The organism is Serratia sp. CY40230, from assembly GCF_052168835.1.
GTDB lineage: Bacteria > Pseudomonadota > Gammaproteobacteria > Enterobacterales > Enterobacteriaceae > Serratia > Serratia nematodiphila.
Genome location: NZ_JBJNLX010000002.1, coordinates 73767 through 90525, shown reverse-complemented (window position 1 = coordinate 90525; position 16759 = coordinate 73767). Strand labels below are relative to the sequence as shown.

Genomic DNA, 16759 nt, shown 5'->3' with positions numbered 1-16759 from the left:
GAGGGATAAGGGGAAATCTGCAGGATAAAACGTTACCGGAAGACACAAATAAAAACAGGGCCGAAGCCCTGTTTTTTTAACTTAGCCGACGGTGAACCGCCGTTAAGCGAGACAACTTAGAACTGGTATACCAGGCCAACTGCAACAGTATCGTCGGTTGCGACGCCGTTAGCTTTGGTGAACTCGTTGTCATCCAGCAGGTTGATTTTGTAATCAACGTAGGTGGACATGTTTTTGTTGAAGTAGTAGGTGGTACCAACAGAAACATATTTAACCAGGTCAGCATCGCCGCCGGTGAAGGTTGCGTTGTTTGCTGAACGACCGCGCAGGTTTTTACCTTTAGACTGCAGGTAAGACACTTCTGGACGCAGACCAAAGTCGAACTGGTACTGAGCAGTTACTTCGAAGTTCTGGGTTTTGTTTGCGATGGTGTTATCCGCTTCACCGTAAGGAGTCATGTTGCGGGTTTCCGCATACATTGCTGCCAGGTAAACGTTGTTGGCGTCGTATTTCGCGCCCACGGTCCATGCATCAGCCTTGTCGCCTTCGGCGGTAGAACGGTACTGCTGATCGTCGGTACGGTCAGAAGAGGCGTATGCAGCGCCGAAGCTTACGCCTTCGCCGATGTCATAAGTAGAGGAGATGCCCCAGCCGTCGCCGTTTTGTTTCTTCAGCGCGCGGCTGTCGTTCTCGTTTTTACCCTGATACTGAACGGCGAAGTTCAGACCGTCAACCAGACCAAAGAAGTTGTTGTTACGATAGGTCGCAACGCCGTTGGTACGGCCGGTCATGAAGTTGTCGGAGTAGGTGTAGGTATCGCCACCGAACTCTGGCAGCATATCGGTCCAGCCTTCCACGTCGTACAGTACGCCGTAGTTACGGCCGTAGTCGAAGGAGCCGTAGTCAGCGAATTTCAGACCCGCGAAGCCCAGACGGGTTTTGGTGCCTTCGGTGCCCTGAGATTCGGAGTGGTTAGCCTGGACGTTGTATTCCCACTGGCCGTAACCGGTCAGTTGGTCAGTAATCTGAGTTTCACCTTTGAAGCCGAAACGAACATAGGTCTGATCGCCGTCATCACCTTTGTTGTCGGAGAAGTAGTGCAGACCGTCAACTTTGCCGTACAGATCCAGCTTGTTGCCGTCTTTGTTGTAGATTTCAGCTGCGTTTGCTGCACCAGCAGCCAACAGAGCCGGGATAACCACTGCAAGAATGTTGCGCTTCATCATTATTACCCTCATTGGTGTTATTCGGACACCTTTGCCACTGCCGCCAATAATTCCTTGGGAACTATTGTTGATAGATTGGTGTCGTCCTGTGTCTGAACGCAGTGTTCCATTCACAGGCGGGTTAATCTAGGACGAAAATGATACCAATGTCGCAATGAGGTTGCAAAAAGAAAGTATGTGTAACGAAATGTAATTTTTCGGGAACTTTGTGACGTGCGTCAATATTAAAAAATGCGAAAGGCCAGCGAGGCTGGCCTTTGTTTTGTAACGAAATCGTTTAAAAAACGTGTGATCGTATAAATTAGAAGCTTGCGTTACGTGGGGTGCGTGGGAACGGGATCACATCGCGCACGTTTTGCACGCCGGTGACATAGGCGATTAAACGTTCAAAGCCCAGGCCGAAACCGGAGTGCGGCACGGTGCCGTAACGACGCAGATCGCGATACCACCAGTAGTCTTCTTTATTCAGACCCATCTCTTCCAGACGCTGATCGAGCACGTCGAGACGTTCTTCACGCTGAGAGCCCCCGATGATTTCACCGATGCCCGGCGCCAGCACGTCCATGGCCGCGACGGTTTTGCCGTCTTCGTTCATGCGCATATAGAACGCTTTGATGTCTTTCGGGTAGTTTTTCACCACTACCGGCGCCTGGAAGTGTTTCTCCGCCAGATAACGCTCATGTTCGGAAGAGAGATCGATACCCCAGGAGACCGGGTTTTCGAAGGTTTGGCCAGAGGCCAGCAGGATCTCAATGGCGTCGGTGTAGTCTACCTGGGCGAAATCGGAAGAGACGAAGCGCTCCAGACGCGCGATAGCGTCTTTATCCACGCGCTCGGCGAAGAATTTCAGATCGTCTGCACGTTCATCCAGCACCGCCTGGAACACATACTTCAGCATGCTTTCGGCCAAGCCGGCGACATCGTCCAGCGTCGCGAAGGCCACTTCCGGCTCGATCATCCAGAATTCAGCCAGATGGCGGCTGGTGTTGGAGTTTTCAGCGCGGAAAGTTGGGCCGAAGGTGTATACCTTGGACAGCGCACAGGCGTAGGTTTCGCCGTTCAGCTGGCCGGAAACGGTGAGGAAGGCTTCCTTACCGAAGAAGTCCTGGCTGAAATCGACGGCGCCCTTGTCGGTGCGCGGCAGGTTTTCCAGATCCAGCGTGGACACGCGGAACATCTCGCCGGCGCCTTCGGTGTCGGAGGCGGTGATCAGCGGGGTAGATACCCAGAAATAGCCATTTTCATGGAAGAAGCGGTGGATCGCCTGCGCCAGGGTATGACGCACGCGCGCCACGGCGCCGATCAGGTTGGTGCGCGGGCGCAGGTGGGCCACTTCGCGCAGGTATTCGATGCTGTGACGTTTGGCCGCCATCGGGTAAGTATCCGGATCGTCGACCCAGCCGACCACTTTGATCGCGGTGGCCTGCAGCTCGAAGCTCTGGCCTTCGCCCGGTGAGGCGACGACCTTGCCGGTAACTTCAACCGAACAGCCGGTGGTCAGGTGCAGCACTTCATCTTGATAATTCGGCAGAGAATTATTAACGACGGCCTGTAACGGATCAAAGCAGGAACCGTCATAGACGGCCAGGAAGGAGATACCAGCTTTTGAATCTCTCCGGGTACGTACCCAGCCGCGTACGGTGACTTCACTGTCAACCGCAGCACGACCTTGCAGTACGTCGACTACAGGCACTACGCTCATAGATTTCTCTCTTTAATAATTTGGTTTAGAAATAGCTTACAACCCAAGAATATGGGGGTAATGGCTATGTTACTTGCCGCGGTGCAGAGCACAAGCAGAAATCATCGGATTGGCGCAACATTTATCGCGGCTGACTGAAAAGAGGGCGTTCGGGATAAAAACAAAAAAGCCGGCGCGTGAACCGGGCCGGCTTTCTCTCTTTATATAAAGAAGGCTCAGCTGGCTTTCTTCACCAGCGGCAGATCGAAGGCCTTGCGCAGAGCCCTGACGAACGCCTGGTCCTGGCAGATGGTCTTGCCGGGGCTGTCGGAGAGTTTGGCCACCGGCTTGCCTTTGCACTCGACCAGCTTGATCACGATATTTAACGGCTTAACGCCGGGAATATCGCAGGTCAGGCGCGTGCCGATGCCGAAGCCGAGATTAATGCGCTGATAGAAATGGCGATAGAGCGCCAGCGCTTTTTCCAGATCCAGATTGTCCGAGAACACCAGCGTTTTGCTCAGTGGGTCGATGCCCAGTTTCTGATAATGGGCAATGGCCTTTTCACCCCACTCGACGGGATCGCCCGAATCGTGGCGAAGCCCCTGATAACGCTCGGCGAACTGCGGGCCGAAGTCGCGCAGGAAGGCATCCATGGTGATGCAGTCGGTGAGCGCGATGCCAAGCTGGTCCGGATATTCATCCAGCCAGGCCTGCAATGCGGCGCGCTGGCTGTTGGCCAGCACCGGGCTTATCTGCTGATGCGCCTGGAACCACTCATGCGCCTGCGTGCCGACCGGCGCCAGACCCAGCTGGTGCGCCAGATCGTAATTGCTGGTGCCCGACAGGTACGGGAATTCGGCCTGCAAGGTGCTGACGATGGCCTGTTGCACGCCCTGAGAGAAACGGCGGCGGGTGCCGAAGTCCATCAACTTGAAGCGCGAAAGATCCAGATCGCCCGCCAACGTCTTGAACTGCGCCAGCTTGGTTTGCAGATGCGCCACCGCCTGTTCCGGCGTCGCCAGCGGCGAGCGCCGGCGGTGCACCACTTCGCTGATCACCGCCAGCAATGGGACTTCCCACATGATCACTTCACGCCAGGGGCCGGCGATGCGGATTTGCAGCTTGCCGTCGCGGTTGTCGATGGTGACCTGCTGCGGATCGTAGCGGAACGTTCGCAGCCAGTTCAGGTAATCTTGACGGAAGAAGGGCAGGCCCGAAAGATAAGCGAATTCGGCGTCGGTTAGCGCCAGCCGGCTCATCAGCGCCACCTGCGCGCGGATCTCGTCGGCATATTCGCCCAGCAGTTCGTCGCCGCGGCAGCGGAATTCCGCCGCCACGCTGATCGCGGGATAGCGATGGAACACTGCTTGCTGCATATGAAGCTTATAAGCATCGGTATCAAGCAGTGATGTCAAAATCGGGGAAGCGTATTGAGTCATAGCGCGTTACAGCATCCTCGTCAGGCGCGTGTCCAAATCCGGATAATCATAAAAGTGGGGGTGGAGTATACCCGGATTATCCTGTTATTGAAGCTGCATCACACCATAAATCACCGAAGCGGGTCGAGGATTAAACGTGCCTTTATGGCAGCCGGATAGCGGCGGGGAGGAAAAAAAGCCAGATATGCCTGTAAGGTGAATGACTTAGCCTAATTAGTCATAAAAATTATAATGTTAATTATTTTAAACAGCAAATCAGATAAACCCGGCCAGGGTATGCACGCTGACCCGATCCTTGCCGTTCTTTTTGCAAAAGTAGAGCGCTTCGTCCGCCTGCTTGATCGCCGCCTGCAGCGCGCTGAACGCGCTGACCGGCGCAATGCCGCAGCTGGTGGTGAAACGCACCTGCCGTCCGTCGGCCAGATTTAACGTCAGGCCATGGGTGCGCGTGCGCAACTGTTCCATGATGTCCCGCGCATTGTCCAACGAACAACTGCCCAGCAGCACCGCAAACTCTTCACCGCCATAGCGGCAGAAGATGTCGCTGGCGCGGAACGCGCGTTGCAGCAGGTGGCCGAAGGCCACCAGCGCCCGGTCACCCACGTCGTGGCCGTAGCTGTCGTTGAGTTGTTTGAAATTATCGATGTCGATCAGGCAAAAGGCCTGTGGGTAGCTGGCGTTGCCCAGCAGTTGACATTCAAGGAAGAATTTACGGCGGTTGTAGATATTGGTGAGCGGATCGAGGAAGGAAGAGGCCTCGAGCTCTTTAATCAGCAGTTGTTTCTCGCTCTCCAGCGAGACCTTGTCCAGCTGGTATTGCCTGAGTTGCTGAATGGCGTCGCTGATGGCGATCAATTCCTGGCTGTAGAAGGCGTCGTTGCGATCGATATTCATCTCACCGCGCGACAGCCGCACGATATTGTTGTGGGTCTTGGTCAGCCAGCGGTTGATGCTGGTGCAGAACACCAACGCCGGCAAAATGAACAGCAAAACCACCAGGCCGGCGAGTGCTATCATGCCGTAAATGGTCGTCTGGCTGTCGTAAATCTTGTGGCGCGAGGCGACGGTTTCCAGCTCGAAGCTGCGTTGATACAGCGCCTGCGAAAGCCCGCTCAGCTCGTCGACATAGCGCGAAATAAGCGCTGCGGGATAGGGTTTTTGGGTATTGATGGCGGTGTATAACCCATCGGTGATCTGCTTGAGACGTTCGGCCGACACTAGGGTGAGCAACTGATTGACGAGCTCGGTGGTTTGCACGTCGTCGTAGTTGATCTTCATGAAGATCAATCGGGTGCTCAGCGCGTTCAGCACGCCGGTTAGCTGAATGGACTTCAGATAGGCGTCTTTGCGAACGAGCTGGCTGACGTTGACGTCGATAATCTGATCGCTCAATTCCGTCAATGACATATTTAGCCGGTTATTGAGGCGGATGGCCTCGAGAAACATAAAGGAGTCGGTATCCACCATCCGGGTATCGTAGGTGTAACGGTAATAACTCTTGCTGGTTTGTGAGATGTAATAGGCGCTGTTGATGTTGAACAGATTGGCGTTGGTGTTATTGACCTGCGAAAGCTGCAGGTTGTCATTATCCAGCAGCTGTTCCATCAAAGCGATCATCGACAGCGCGGCGATTTTTTGCCGCACCCCGAGCTGTTTGGCGACCTCATCGTCCAGATGTTCGCGGATCCGGGTGATTCTCTCACGCGCCACCCGATCGGCGGCCAAACATTGCGCACGGGTGATTTGTGGATCGATCAGGCTCAATCGTTTGAGGCGATGAGCCAGCAACGCAGCCTGAAAAGCTTCGGAAATTTCTTTGGCGCGATCAATTTTGTACAGGTTTAGCTGGTTGTCGCGGTAGTCGGTATGGGCTTCGAGCAGCTCATCGACGATGAACAGAGAGAAGGAAGTCATCAGGCACAGGGTGAAAAAATAGATTGCGTATTTAATCTTCATAATGCGAGCCATCCCTGAACCTGATTCGGCAATTATACCACCATGCCGCCGGTGTCGCCTCAACTATGCCGGCGCGCCGCGATGGCGGTTTTTTAGCATTAAATGCTGATTTTTATTTGGCCATTGGTCACCCGAACTGCCGCCTGCCGGGCGATTTATGATTTGCCTCTGATTTCTCTCTCCTGGTCGCCCTGCGGCTCTGGGCTTTTCGGCCAGCTGTGATACAGTTTATTCACAATTCAGGCTCACCGCGCGCCGCAGGGGAACATACCGGCTGCGGTACGAAGGAGAAGAGCGGCCTGGCACCTATAACTCACTGAGACGTTTAAGGGTTTTTATGACACAACAGCCACAGGCAAAATACCGCCACGATTATCGCGCGCCCGATTACACCACGACCGATATCGATTTGGACTTCAGTCTGGACGCGGAAACCACGCGCGTGACCGCCGTCAGTAAAATCAAACGTCAGGGTGCGGCCGGCGCACCGCTGGTGCTGGATGGCGAAGATTTGACGCTGGTGAGCATTCAGGTGGACGGCCAACCGTGGAGCGCCTACCGTCAGCAGGATAACCAGCTGATCATCGAAGAGTTGCCGGCACAATTCACTCTTACCATTGTCAACGATATTCACCCGGCGAAGAACACCGCGCTGGAAGGGCTGTACCTGTCCGGCGATGCGCTGTGCACGCAATGCGAAGCCGAAGGCTTCCACCACATTACCTATTACCAGGATCGCCCGGACGTGCTGGCGCGCTTTACCACCCGCATCGTGGCCGACAAGACGCGCTATCCGTTCCTGCTGTCGAACGGCAACCGCATCGGCCAGGGCGAATTGGCCGATGGCCGCCACTGGGTGCAATGGCAGGATCCGTTCCCGAAACCTTGCTACCTGTTCGCGCTGGTGGCGGGGGATTTCGACGTGCTGCGCGACAGCTTCACCACCCGTTCCGGCCGTAAGGTCGCACTGGAGCTGTTCGTCGATCGCGGCAACCTGGATCGCGCCGACTGGGCGATGACTTCGTTGAAGAACTCGATGAAGTGGGACGAGACCCGCTTCGGCCTGGAATATGATCTCGACATTTATATGATTGTGGCGGTCGATTTCTTCAATATGGGCGCGATGGAGAACAAAGGGTTAAATATCTTTAACTCCAAATATGTGCTGGCGAAGGCGGAAACCGCGACCGACAAGGATTACCTGAACATCGAAGCGGTGATCGGCCACGAATACTTCCACAACTGGACCGGTAACCGCGTGACCTGCCGCGACTGGTTCCAGCTCAGTCTGAAAGAGGGGCTGACGGTGTTCCGCGATCAGGAATTCAGCTCCGATCTGGGATCGCGTTCGGTCAACCGCATCGACAATGTGCGCGTGATGCGCGGCGCGCAGTTTGCCGAAGACGCCAGCCCGATGGCGCACGCCATCCGCCCGGACAAAGTCATCGAGATGAACAACTTCTACACCCTCACGGTGTATGAAAAGGGTTCCGAGGTGATCCGCATGATGCATACCCTGTTGGGGGAGGAGAACTTCCAGAAAGGGATGCAGCTCTATTTCGAACGCCACGACGGCAGCGCCGCTACCTGCGACGATTTCGTGCAGGCGATGGAGGATGCGTCTAACGTCGATCTGTCGCGCTTCCGCCGTTGGTATAGCCAGTCCGGTACGCCGCTGTTGACGGTGCGCGACGAGTACGATGCGGAAACTCAGCAATATCGCCTGCATGTCAGCCAGAAAACTGCGCCGACCGCCGATCAGCCGGAGAAGTTGCCGCTGCATATTCCGCTGGATATCGAACTGTACGACAGCGAAGGCAATGTCATTCCATTGCAAAAAGGCGGCCTGCCGGTCAACAACGTGCTGAACGTCACCGAAGCGGAGCAGACCTTCGTGTTCGACGGCGTGGCGCACAAGCCGGTACCGTCGCTGCTGCGCGAATTCTCCGCGCCTGTGAAACTGGACTATCCGTACAGCGATCAGCAACTGACCTTCCTGATGCAGCACGCACGCAATGAATTTGCACGTTGGGATGCGGCACAGAGCCTGCTGGCGACCTATATCAAGCTGAACGTGGCGCGGCACCAGCAGAAGCAGCCACTGTCGCTGCCGCTGCACGTGGCCGATGCGTTCCGTGCGGTGCTGCTGGACGAAAAACTGGATCCGGCGCTGGCGGCGCAGATCCTGACGCTGCCGTCGGAGAACGAAATCGCCGAGCTGTTCGCCACTATCGATCCGGAAGCGATCGCCGCGGTGCACGAAGCGATCGTACGCTGCCTGGCGCGGGAGTTGGCCGATGAGTGGCTGGCGGTGTATCACGCCAACAAGACCGACGGCTACCGCGTGGAGCATGCCGAGATCGCCAAGCGCGCCTTGCGCAATGTGTGCCTGGGCTATCTGGCGTTCGGCGAAGATGTGGCGCTGGCGGACCAGCTGGTGAACGAACAGTATCGCCAGGCGGACAACATGACCGACTCGCTGGCGGCGCTGTCTGCTGCGGTCGCGGCCCAGCTGCCGTGCCGCGATGCGCTGCTGGCGGCGTTCGACGAACGCTGGCATCAGGATGGTCTGGTGATGGACAAATGGTTCGTGCTGCAGGGCAGCAGCCCGGCGGCAGACGTGTTGAGCAAGGTGCGCGCGCTGTTGCATCACCGTTCGTTCAGCCTGAGTAACCCGAACCGCACCCGTTCGCTGATCGGCGGCTTCGCTTCCGGCAACCCGGCGGCGTTCCATGCCGCGGACGGCAGCGGCTATCAGTTCCTGGCGGAGATCCTGAGCGATCTCAACCAGCGCAACCCGCAGATCGCCGCGCGCCTGATTGAACCGCTGATTCGCCTGAAGCGTTACGACGCCGGTCGTCAGGCCCTGATGCGCAAGGCGTTGGAACAGCTGAAAGGGTTGGAAAACCTGTCCGGCGATCTGTACGAGAAGATCAGCAAGGCGCTCGACGCCTGATTTTTTCGCGCTAGAGACATCAAGGGACGGCCTGGGCCGTCCCTTTTTCATTCATTCAATTCGCCGCCCGGCGCGCGGCGTCCGTCGCGGCAGGCGGCGATAACACCCGTTCCAGCACTTCGGCCTCCAGTTCCGCCAGCCTGGCCGAGCCTTTGCGGCGCGGCCGCGGCAGATCGATGCTCAGATCCAGCCCGATACGCCCCTCTTCGATCAGGATCACCCGATCCGCCAGCGCGATGGCTTCGCTGACGTCGTGCGTGACCAGCAGTACGGTAAAACCGTGCTGTTGCCACAGCGTCTCTATCAGCCCTTGCATCTCGATGCGCGTCAGGGCATCCAGCGCTCCGAGCGGTTCATCCAGCAGCAGCAGGCGGGGGCGGTGGATCAGCGCGCGCGCCAGGGCGACCCGCTGCTTTTGTCCGCCGGACAGCGCCGCCGGCCAATCGCGGGCGCGATCCGCCAAACCGACCGCTTCCAGGGCTTGCAACGCCGCGTCGCGCCACTGGCCGCGCAGCCCCAGACCCACATTGTCGATCACCGTTTTCCACGGCAACAGGCGCGCATCCTGAAACATCAACCGGGTATCCTCTTTAGCGGCGGCGAGCGGCGCGTTGCCGCTGAGCAGCGCGCCGCTGCTGGCCTGTTCCAGGCCGGCCAACAGGCGCAGCAGGGTGCTCTTGCCGCAGCCGCTGCGGCCAACCACCGCCACGAACTGCCCGGCGGAAATGCGCAGCTGAATATTGTCCAGCACCGTGCGGTTGCCGTAACGTTTGCCGATGGACTCCAGCGTCACCGGCGTGCCTTGCGCAAGGCGAGCGGGAAGGATCATAGCGCTTCTCCCTGTTTCAGTTGATGGGCCGGATGCCAGCGCAACCAGACGCGCTCCAGCAGCTGCGCACCCACGTCCGCCAGCTTGCCGAGCAGGGCGTACAGCACGATCGCCACCACCACCACGTCGGTTTGCAGAAATTCACGCGCGTTCATCGCCAGGTAGCCGATGCCCGAATTGGCCGAGATGGTTTCGGCGACGATCAGCGTCAGCCACATGAAGCCGAGAGCGAAACGCACGCCGACCATAATCGACGGCAGCGCGCCCGGCAGCACCACCTGTGTAAACAGGCGAAAACCGCTCAGGCCGTAGCTGCGGGCCATCTCCAACAGACCGCGATCGATGTTTTTGATGCCGTGATAGGTATTGAGATAAATCGGGAACAGCGTACCGAGCGCCACCAGAAAGATCTTGGCGGATTCATCGATGCCGAACCACAGGATCACCAACGGGATCAGCGCCAGATGCGGCACGTTGCGGATCATTTGCACCGAGCTGTCCAGCAGGCGTTCGCCCCAGCGCGACAGCCCGGTAATAAAGCCGAGTATCAGTCCGATGCTGCCGCCGATGCCAAAGCCTAACAACGCGCGCTGGCTGCTGATGCTCAGGTGCTGCCACAGTTCGCCGCTTTGGCTCAGGCGCCAGAAGGCGGCCAGCACCGCACTCGGCGCCGGCAAAATGCGGTTGGAGAGCCAGCCGGTTTCGACGGCGATCTGCCAGATGATCACCAGCGCCAACGGCAGCGCCCAGGGAGCCAGCCGATACAGGATGCGTTGTACGTTATTTGCCATCGGGGCGCTCCTCAGCTCTGCGATACTTTTTGCGGAACATAGATGTTGGCCACCACTTCGCCCTGCGGACGCACCGGCTGAAGGCGAGCGGGCGTTTCCTCCTGCGCCAGATCGAGGTGCGGGAACAGCAGTTCGCCGACGCGGTAGGCCTCTTCCAGATGCGGATAGCCGGAGAGAATAAAGGTGTCGATGCCCAGATCGGCATATTCCTGCATGCGCGCCGCGACCGTCGGGCCATCGCCCACCAGCGCGGTGCCGGCGCCGCCGCGCACCAGGCCGATGCCGGCCCACAGGTTCGGGCTGATCTCCAGGTTATCCTTTTTGCCGCCGTGCAGCGCCGCCATGCGCCGTTGGCCGACGGAGTCGAAGCGCGCAAAGGCCTGCTGCGCGTTGGCGATGGTTTCCTTATCGAGGTGGGCGATCAGCCGGTCAGCGGCGCGCCAGGCTTCTTCGGTGGTTTCCCGCACGATGACGTGCAGCCGGATGCCGAAACGCACCTGGCGGCCTTTCGCCGCCGCTTTAGCGCGCACCTCTTCGATCTTCGCCTTAACCTGCGCCGGCGGCTCTCCCCAGGTGAGATACATTTCTACCTGCTCGGCGGCCAGATCCTGCGCGGCGGCGGAGGATCCGCCGAAATAGAGCGGCGGGCGCGGCTGTTGCACCGGCGGGAACAGCAGTTTGGCGCCTTTCACCTGAATATGCTTGCCGTGGAAATCGACGGTTTCCCCTTCCAGCACCCGGCGCCAGATGTGGGTGAACTCGGTTGAGGCTTCGTAGCGTTCTTCATGGCTAAGGTGCAGCCCCTCGGCCGCCAGCTCTTCCGGATCGCCGCCGGTGACCAGATTGAACAGGGCGCGCCCGTTGGACAGGCGATCCAGCGTCGCCGCCTGGCGCGCCGCCAGCGTAGGGGAGATGATGCCCGGCCGCAGCGCGACCAAAAATTTCAGCCGTTGGGTGACCGGGATCAGCGAGGCGGCCACCAGCCAGGAGTCTTCGCAGGAGCGGCCGGTGGGGATCAGCACGCCGCCGAATCCCAGCCGATCCGCCGCCTGGGCGATCTGCTGCAAGTAACCGTGATCGACGCTGCGAGCACCCTGTGCGCTGCCAAGATAGTGGCCGTCGCCGTGGGTGGGTAAAAACCAGAAAACGTTCAGGCTCATCGTCAATGCTCTCCCGTATTTATTGCGCGCTTGGGCGCCAGATGCGTTGCGAGATGTCGACCTTCACCGGCACCAGCCGGTTGGCGTAAAACAGGTCGGCGGTTTGCTGCTGTGCGGCGATCGTATGCGCATCGAGCGGTGTGATGGCGGTCGGCGGGCGGTGATCCAGATAGCTGGCGATCACCGGTTCCGGCAGCCCCATGGCGTTGGCCAGCAAGGTCACGCTTTGCGCCCGGTCGCTGCGGGTGAGCGCATCGGCCTGGGTCAGCACCGTCAGGACCTGGCTGATAAAGGCGCCGTTGGCTTCGACATAAGGGCGCGCCGCCAGATAGAAGGAGCCGGTCTGGTTCAGATCGGTGCCGTCGCCGAGCACCCGCACGCCGCCCTGCAGAAGCGCGGCGGAATAATAAGGATCCCAGATCGCCCAGGCATCGACGTTGCCCTGTTGGAATGCGGCGCGCGCATCGGCGGGCGTCAGATAGGCGGGCTGGATATCCGTAAATTTCAGTCCGGCTTTTTGCAGCGATCGCAGCAGCAGGTTATGTGAGCTGGATCCTTTCTGGAACGCGACCTTATGGCCTTTCAGATCGGCGACGGTTTTGATCGGGCTGTTTTCCGGCACCAGGATCACTTCCGCCTTCGGTTTGGGCGGCTCAACGCCGACATACAGCAGATCGGCCCCGGCGGCCTGCGCGAAGATCGGCGGAATATCGCCGGTGCTGCCCAGATCGATGCTGCCGACGTTCAAGGCCTCCAGCATTTGCGGGCCGGCGGGAAACTCGATCCAACTGATGCGGGTGGCGGGGAAACGTTCCTCCAGCAGCCGGTGGCTCTTCGCCAGCACCAGACTGACCGATCCTTTTTGGTAGCCGATGCGGAACTGCGCCGGATCCTGAGCGACGGCGGCGTTGGCCCAAACCAGCGACAGCAGGCCGGTGAAGGCGGCGGCGCTCAGCCAACGCCGCAAAGCGATGCGTTGTTTCATTCAGGCTCTCCTTTTCCAGGCGTTTCAGGCGGTTTGACGCGCCGCCAGTGGCGAGGCGACGCGCAGCGCCGGCGGTTTGCGGCGGCCAAGCGCCAGATAGAAACTGGCCAGTGCCTCTTCCAGCCGGGCGGCCACGGCGTCGGTGAGCGTGGCGCCTTCGTCGGTCAGCTGGATCTGGCTGTCGTCGGCGAACACGCCGTGCAACACCTCTTGCGCTTTCAGCGCCGCCAGTACCGGTTTCAACGCATAGTCCACCGCCAGCATGTGGCCGATCGAACCACCGGTCGCCAGCGGCAACACCACCTTATGATCCAGAGCGCGTTCCGGCAGCAGATCCAGCAGGGTTTTCAGCGCGCCGGAGAACGACGCTTTATAAACCGGCGTGGAAATCAGCAGGCCGTCGGCCTGCGCCAGCTGTTCGGCAAACGCCTTGATCGCCGGACTGTTGAAGTTGGCGTACAGCAGATCTTCGGCGTCAAAGTCGTGCAGGGTATAGGCCGTCACTTCCACCCCTTGCTGCCGCAGCCAGTTCTGACTCAGCGAGAGCAGCGCGGCGGAACGTGATGGGATGCGTGGGCTACCGGCCAGTGATATAACGCGCATTGCCACTCCTTATAACTAAAAGTTAGGTTTAATTAGAAAATCAATGGGAAGTGTTTTAAACCTACCAGCAACCGGGCGCGTTTTTTAAATCTCATTTTTTGATTTGGATATGCGCAAAAGCGGATTAGCGCCGATTTGGCGGTGAAGAGAGAAAACGATTGCGTAAAAACGGCTTTTTTTGCCTTTAATCAATTCCAATTAGGCGGGGGATACCGGATAATACGCCCCCGGTTTGCAACCGGGAAATCAGGAGAGTCCATGTACTACCCCCTCATCAGGAAAGCGTTGTTCCAGCTCGATCCGGAGCGCGCGCACGAAGTGACCTTTCGTCAGCTCAGCCGTATTACCGGCACCCCATTAGCGTTTCTTGTCCGTCAGTCCGTGCCGACCAAACCGGTCAACTGCATGGGGCTGTCGTTTAAAAACCCGCTGGGATTGGCCGCCGGTCTGGATAAAAACGGCGAATGCATCGATGCGTTCGGCGCGATGGGCTTCGGCCATGTGGAAGTCGGCACCGTGACGCCGCGTCCGCAACCGGGCAACGACAAGCCGCGCTTGTTCCGCGTGATTGAGGCGGAAGGCCTGATTAACCGCATGGGGTTCAATAACCATGGCGTGGACAATCTGGTTGAAAACGTTAAGAAATCCCATTTCGGCGGCATTCTTGGGATCAATATCGGCAAGAATAAAGACACGCCGGTCGAGCAGGGCAAAGACGATTATTTGATCTGCATGGATAAAGTTTATCCGTATGCCGGATATATCGCGATTAACATCTCTTCACCGAATACGCCGGGGTTACGATCCTTACAGTATGGCGAAGCGCTGGACGATCTTTTGGCTGCGATTAAAAATAAGCAGCAGGAATTACATGCGCGTCATCACAAATATGTGCCGGTGGCGGTAAAGATCGCGCCGGATCTTTCAGAAGAAGAATTGATCCAAATTGCCGATAGCCTGGTGCGGCATAATATCGATGGCGTGATCGCCACCAATACCACGTTGGATCGAAAATTGATCCAGGGGTTGAATTACTGCGAACAAGCGGGCGGGTTAAGCGGGCGTCCGTTGCAATCACGCAGCACCGAAGTTATCCGTCGTCTCTCCACCGAACTGCAGGGGCGCCTGCCGATTATCGGCGTAGGCGGCATCGATTCGCTGACGGCGGCGCGCGAAAAAATGGAGGCCGGCGCGAGCCTGCTGCAAATTTATTCCGGATTTATCTATCACGGCCCGCGTTTGATTAAAGATATCGTTACCCATATCTAATATTTTTCCTCTCATTTTATTCCGGGGGTTTATTTCTGCCCCCGGCTCGTCTATATTTTGTTCGTTAGCTTAAATATCGTTCGCGGAATTATCCGATGTTTAAGCGATTTCATCGGTGATAAAATCGCCTTTTAGGGTGAGTGCGGCGTTGGCATAGGCAGCGAGAAGGATACGAAATGAAGATAAAACCTGACGATAATTGGCGTTGGTATTTTGATGCCGAACACGATCGGCTAATGCTGGATTTAGCTAATGGTATGATCTTTCGTTCACGTTTCCCGGCCAAAATGTTAACGCCGGACGCCTTTGATGAATGTGCTTTTTGCGTGGATGACGCCGCCCTTTATTTCACCTATGAAGAACAGTGCAAGCAGGTCAAGCTTAGCCATGAACAGCGCGCCGAGCTGGTGCTGAATGCGCTGGTCGCCTATCGCTTCCTGAAACCGCTGATGCCAAAGAGCTGGCATTTCTCGCAGCAGCATTACCCGCTGCAGCCGAAAAACGGCGAGCTGGCGGCGGTGAAAGTGATGGAGAGCGGCGCGGAAGCGCGCTTGCTGGTGGTGGAGGCAGGGGATAACGCCAGCCTGTGCCTGCTGGCGCAAAATCAGCTGACGGTCGCTGGCCGTACCATGGTCTTGGGCGACGCCATCAAGGTGATGCACGATCGGCTGAAGCCCTGCGCACAGGATGAAAGCGCCGCCCCGGCTTACGACAGGGCGGTATAAGGCGGTTTACGCCAGGGTCAAATCACTTTTCGGGATGCAGCTGCAGCACAGGATGGTGCCGTTGTCGCCCAGCGCGCTTTTCTTCAGGGGTGCGACTTCACCGCTCAGCAACGTAATGCGGCAACTGCCGCAAATCCCGGCGCGGCAGGAGTAAGGCACGCGAATGCCTTGCTGTTCCAACTGTTCGAGCAAGATCTGCTGGTTGTTGCCGGTAAACACCTTTCCTTCATATTCGATCGTGACGCTATGTGCGCTGTCTTGCGGCGCTTGCACGCTCTCCACCACTTTGCCTGCGCCATAAGGGCGCGGCGGCTTGGTCGACAGCACTTCCACCGTATCGCCCACGCGGATGATGCCGCTGTTGCGGGCGATCATATTCTGGCCGAAATCGATATCGCCGTTGTCGGCGGAGCGGAATTTTTGCAGCGTGCTGAGCGGTTCGCCGCTCGGGTGCTTGCGGCCGCGCTCGGTGCTGACGGTGGTGAGCACGCAGCGGCTGCAGGGTTTCACCAGATCGAACATCACGTCGCCGACGCGGATCACCTGCCAGCCGTCCTCGGCCCAGGCCGTGGCGCCACTCACCACCAGATTGGGGCGGAACTGCTCCAGCTTGATGCTGCCGGGGCAACGCTGCTGCAGATCGTTAAACGAAGCCTGGTTAATCAGCAGATAAGGATAGCCGTCGGCAAACGTCAGCGGGATTTCGGGGTGCTTCTTCACCCGGCGGGTCAGCTCCGACCCCAGCCAGCGCAGCTGCACGTCGCGCTGGAAATAGCCGCTCAGCCAGCGGTTGATCTCATCTGGCGCGGTCAGCGCGGTGAAATGGTTGCCCCACACCTCGGTCGGCTGCGGCGCGGCGGCGAAGTCGCTGAAGCGAATGGCGGCGCTTTCACCGTCCGGCGCGGTCAGAAACAGCCCGTCCGGCAACAGCGCCGGCGTGAACAACACCATCTGCGGATATTGGCGCGCGGTAATAAAGGTGCCGTCCGGTTCGGTGATCATAAAGTTGCGGTCGAAGGCCAGACCGCTGCTGCCGACCTGGGCGTAGGAAAGCTGCAGGCCGCGCAGTGATTTAACCGGATGGACGTAGAGTCTGGAAAGCGTGATCACCCTTATCTCCGTGCGATGATTAAATA

The 16759-nt window shown here is 58.2% G+C and carries 13 protein-coding genes; 3 read left to right on the top strand and 10 right to left on the bottom strand.

Annotation, left to right across the window (positions count from 1 at the left end):
• Window positions 1-116: 116 nt before the first annotated feature.
• The 4 genes from ompC to ACJ8IJ_RS07625 all read right to left on the bottom strand — a co-directional run bounded on the left by ompC (window position 117) and on the right by ACJ8IJ_RS07625 (window position 6305).
• Window positions 117-1226, bottom strand: a complete 1110-nt coding sequence (ompC, locus tag ACJ8IJ_RS07640) for a porin OmpC (protein WP_049187505.1) — start codon at window positions 1224-1226, stop codon at window positions 117-119.
• 301 nt (window positions 1227-1527) lie between these two features.
• Window positions 1528-2928 (bottom strand): asparagine--tRNA ligase, encoded by a 1401-nt coding sequence (gene asnS / locus ACJ8IJ_RS07635; protein ID WP_015377341.1) that lies wholly within the window; start codon window positions 2926-2928, stop codon window positions 1528-1530.
• 215 nt (window positions 2929-3143) lie between these two features.
• Window positions 3144-4349, bottom strand: a complete 1206-nt coding sequence (gene pncB, locus ACJ8IJ_RS07630) for a nicotinate phosphoribosyltransferase (protein WP_004928202.1) — start codon at window positions 4347-4349, stop codon at window positions 3144-3146.
• A gap of 255 nt (window positions 4350-4604) precedes the next feature.
• Window positions 4605-6305 (bottom strand): GGDEF domain-containing protein, encoded by a 1701-nt coding sequence (locus ACJ8IJ_RS07625; RefSeq protein ID WP_004928198.1) that lies wholly within the window; start codon window positions 6303-6305, stop codon window positions 4605-4607.
• A 337-nt stretch (window positions 6306-6642) separates the two neighbouring features.
• Here ACJ8IJ_RS07625 and pepN point away from each other — a divergent pair, with 337 nt between their 5' ends.
• Window positions 6643-9261 carry an aminopeptidase N gene (gene pepN, locus ACJ8IJ_RS07620; protein WP_325962035.1) on the top strand — a complete coding sequence of 873 codons (2619 nt, stop codon included), beginning with the start codon at window positions 6643-6645 and terminating at the stop codon, window positions 9259-9261.
• 55 nt (window positions 9262-9316) lie between these two features.
• Here pepN and ssuB read toward each other — a convergent pair whose 3' ends face one another.
• From ssuB to ssuE, 5 genes are read right to left on the bottom strand one after another with little or no spacing between them, the layout of a single operon-like run.
• Window positions 9317-10090 (bottom strand): aliphatic sulfonates ABC transporter ATP-binding protein, encoded by a 774-nt coding sequence (gene ssuB, locus ACJ8IJ_RS07615; protein ID WP_286094025.1) that lies wholly within the window; start codon window positions 10088-10090, stop codon window positions 9317-9319.
• Window positions 10087-10881 carry an aliphatic sulfonate ABC transporter permease SsuC gene (ssuC, locus tag ACJ8IJ_RS07610; protein WP_197752817.1) on the bottom strand — a complete coding sequence of 265 codons (795 nt, stop codon included), beginning with the start codon at window positions 10879-10881 and terminating at the stop codon, window positions 10087-10089. The genes ssuB and ssuC overlap by 4 nt, the downstream gene beginning before the upstream one ends.
• 11 nt (window positions 10882-10892) lie before the next feature.
• Window positions 10893-12041, bottom strand: a complete 1149-nt coding sequence (ssuD, locus tag ACJ8IJ_RS07605) for an FMNH2-dependent alkanesulfonate monooxygenase (protein ID WP_442518500.1) — start codon at window positions 12039-12041, stop codon at window positions 10893-10895.
• Between the two features lie 19 nt (window positions 12042-12060).
• Window positions 12061-13026, bottom strand: a complete 966-nt coding sequence (locus ACJ8IJ_RS07600; protein WP_015377347.1) for a sulfonate ABC transporter substrate-binding protein — start codon at window positions 13024-13026, stop codon at window positions 12061-12063.
• A gap of 24 nt (window positions 13027-13050) precedes the next feature.
• Window positions 13051-13629: an NADPH-dependent FMN reductase gene (ssuE, locus tag ACJ8IJ_RS07595; protein ID WP_004928176.1), complete on the bottom strand. Its 579-nt coding sequence runs from the start codon at window positions 13627-13629 to the stop codon at window positions 13051-13053.
• A gap of 258 nt (window positions 13630-13887) precedes the next feature.
• Between ssuE and pyrD the strand changes: the two genes are divergently transcribed.
• Both pyrD and ACJ8IJ_RS07585 read left to right on the top strand, forming a co-directional pair.
• Complete coding sequence (pyrD, locus tag ACJ8IJ_RS07590; protein WP_004928172.1) at window positions 13888-14898, top strand: quinone-dependent dihydroorotate dehydrogenase; 1011 nt, start codon at window positions 13888-13890, stop codon at window positions 14896-14898.
• Between the two features lie 176 nt (window positions 14899-15074).
• A complete protein-coding gene (locus ACJ8IJ_RS07585) occupies window positions 15075-15623 on the top strand; it encodes a cell division protein ZapC (protein ID WP_004928171.1) in 549 nt (182 codons plus the stop codon).
• A 6-nt stretch (window positions 15624-15629) separates the two neighbouring features.
• Here ACJ8IJ_RS07585 and ACJ8IJ_RS07580 read toward each other — a convergent pair whose 3' ends face one another.
• Window positions 15630-16733, bottom strand: coding sequence for a YcbX family protein (locus ACJ8IJ_RS07580; protein WP_325962034.1), 1104 nt, complete (start codon window positions 16731-16733; stop codon window positions 15630-15632).
• Window positions 16734-16759: the final 26 nt, after the last annotated feature.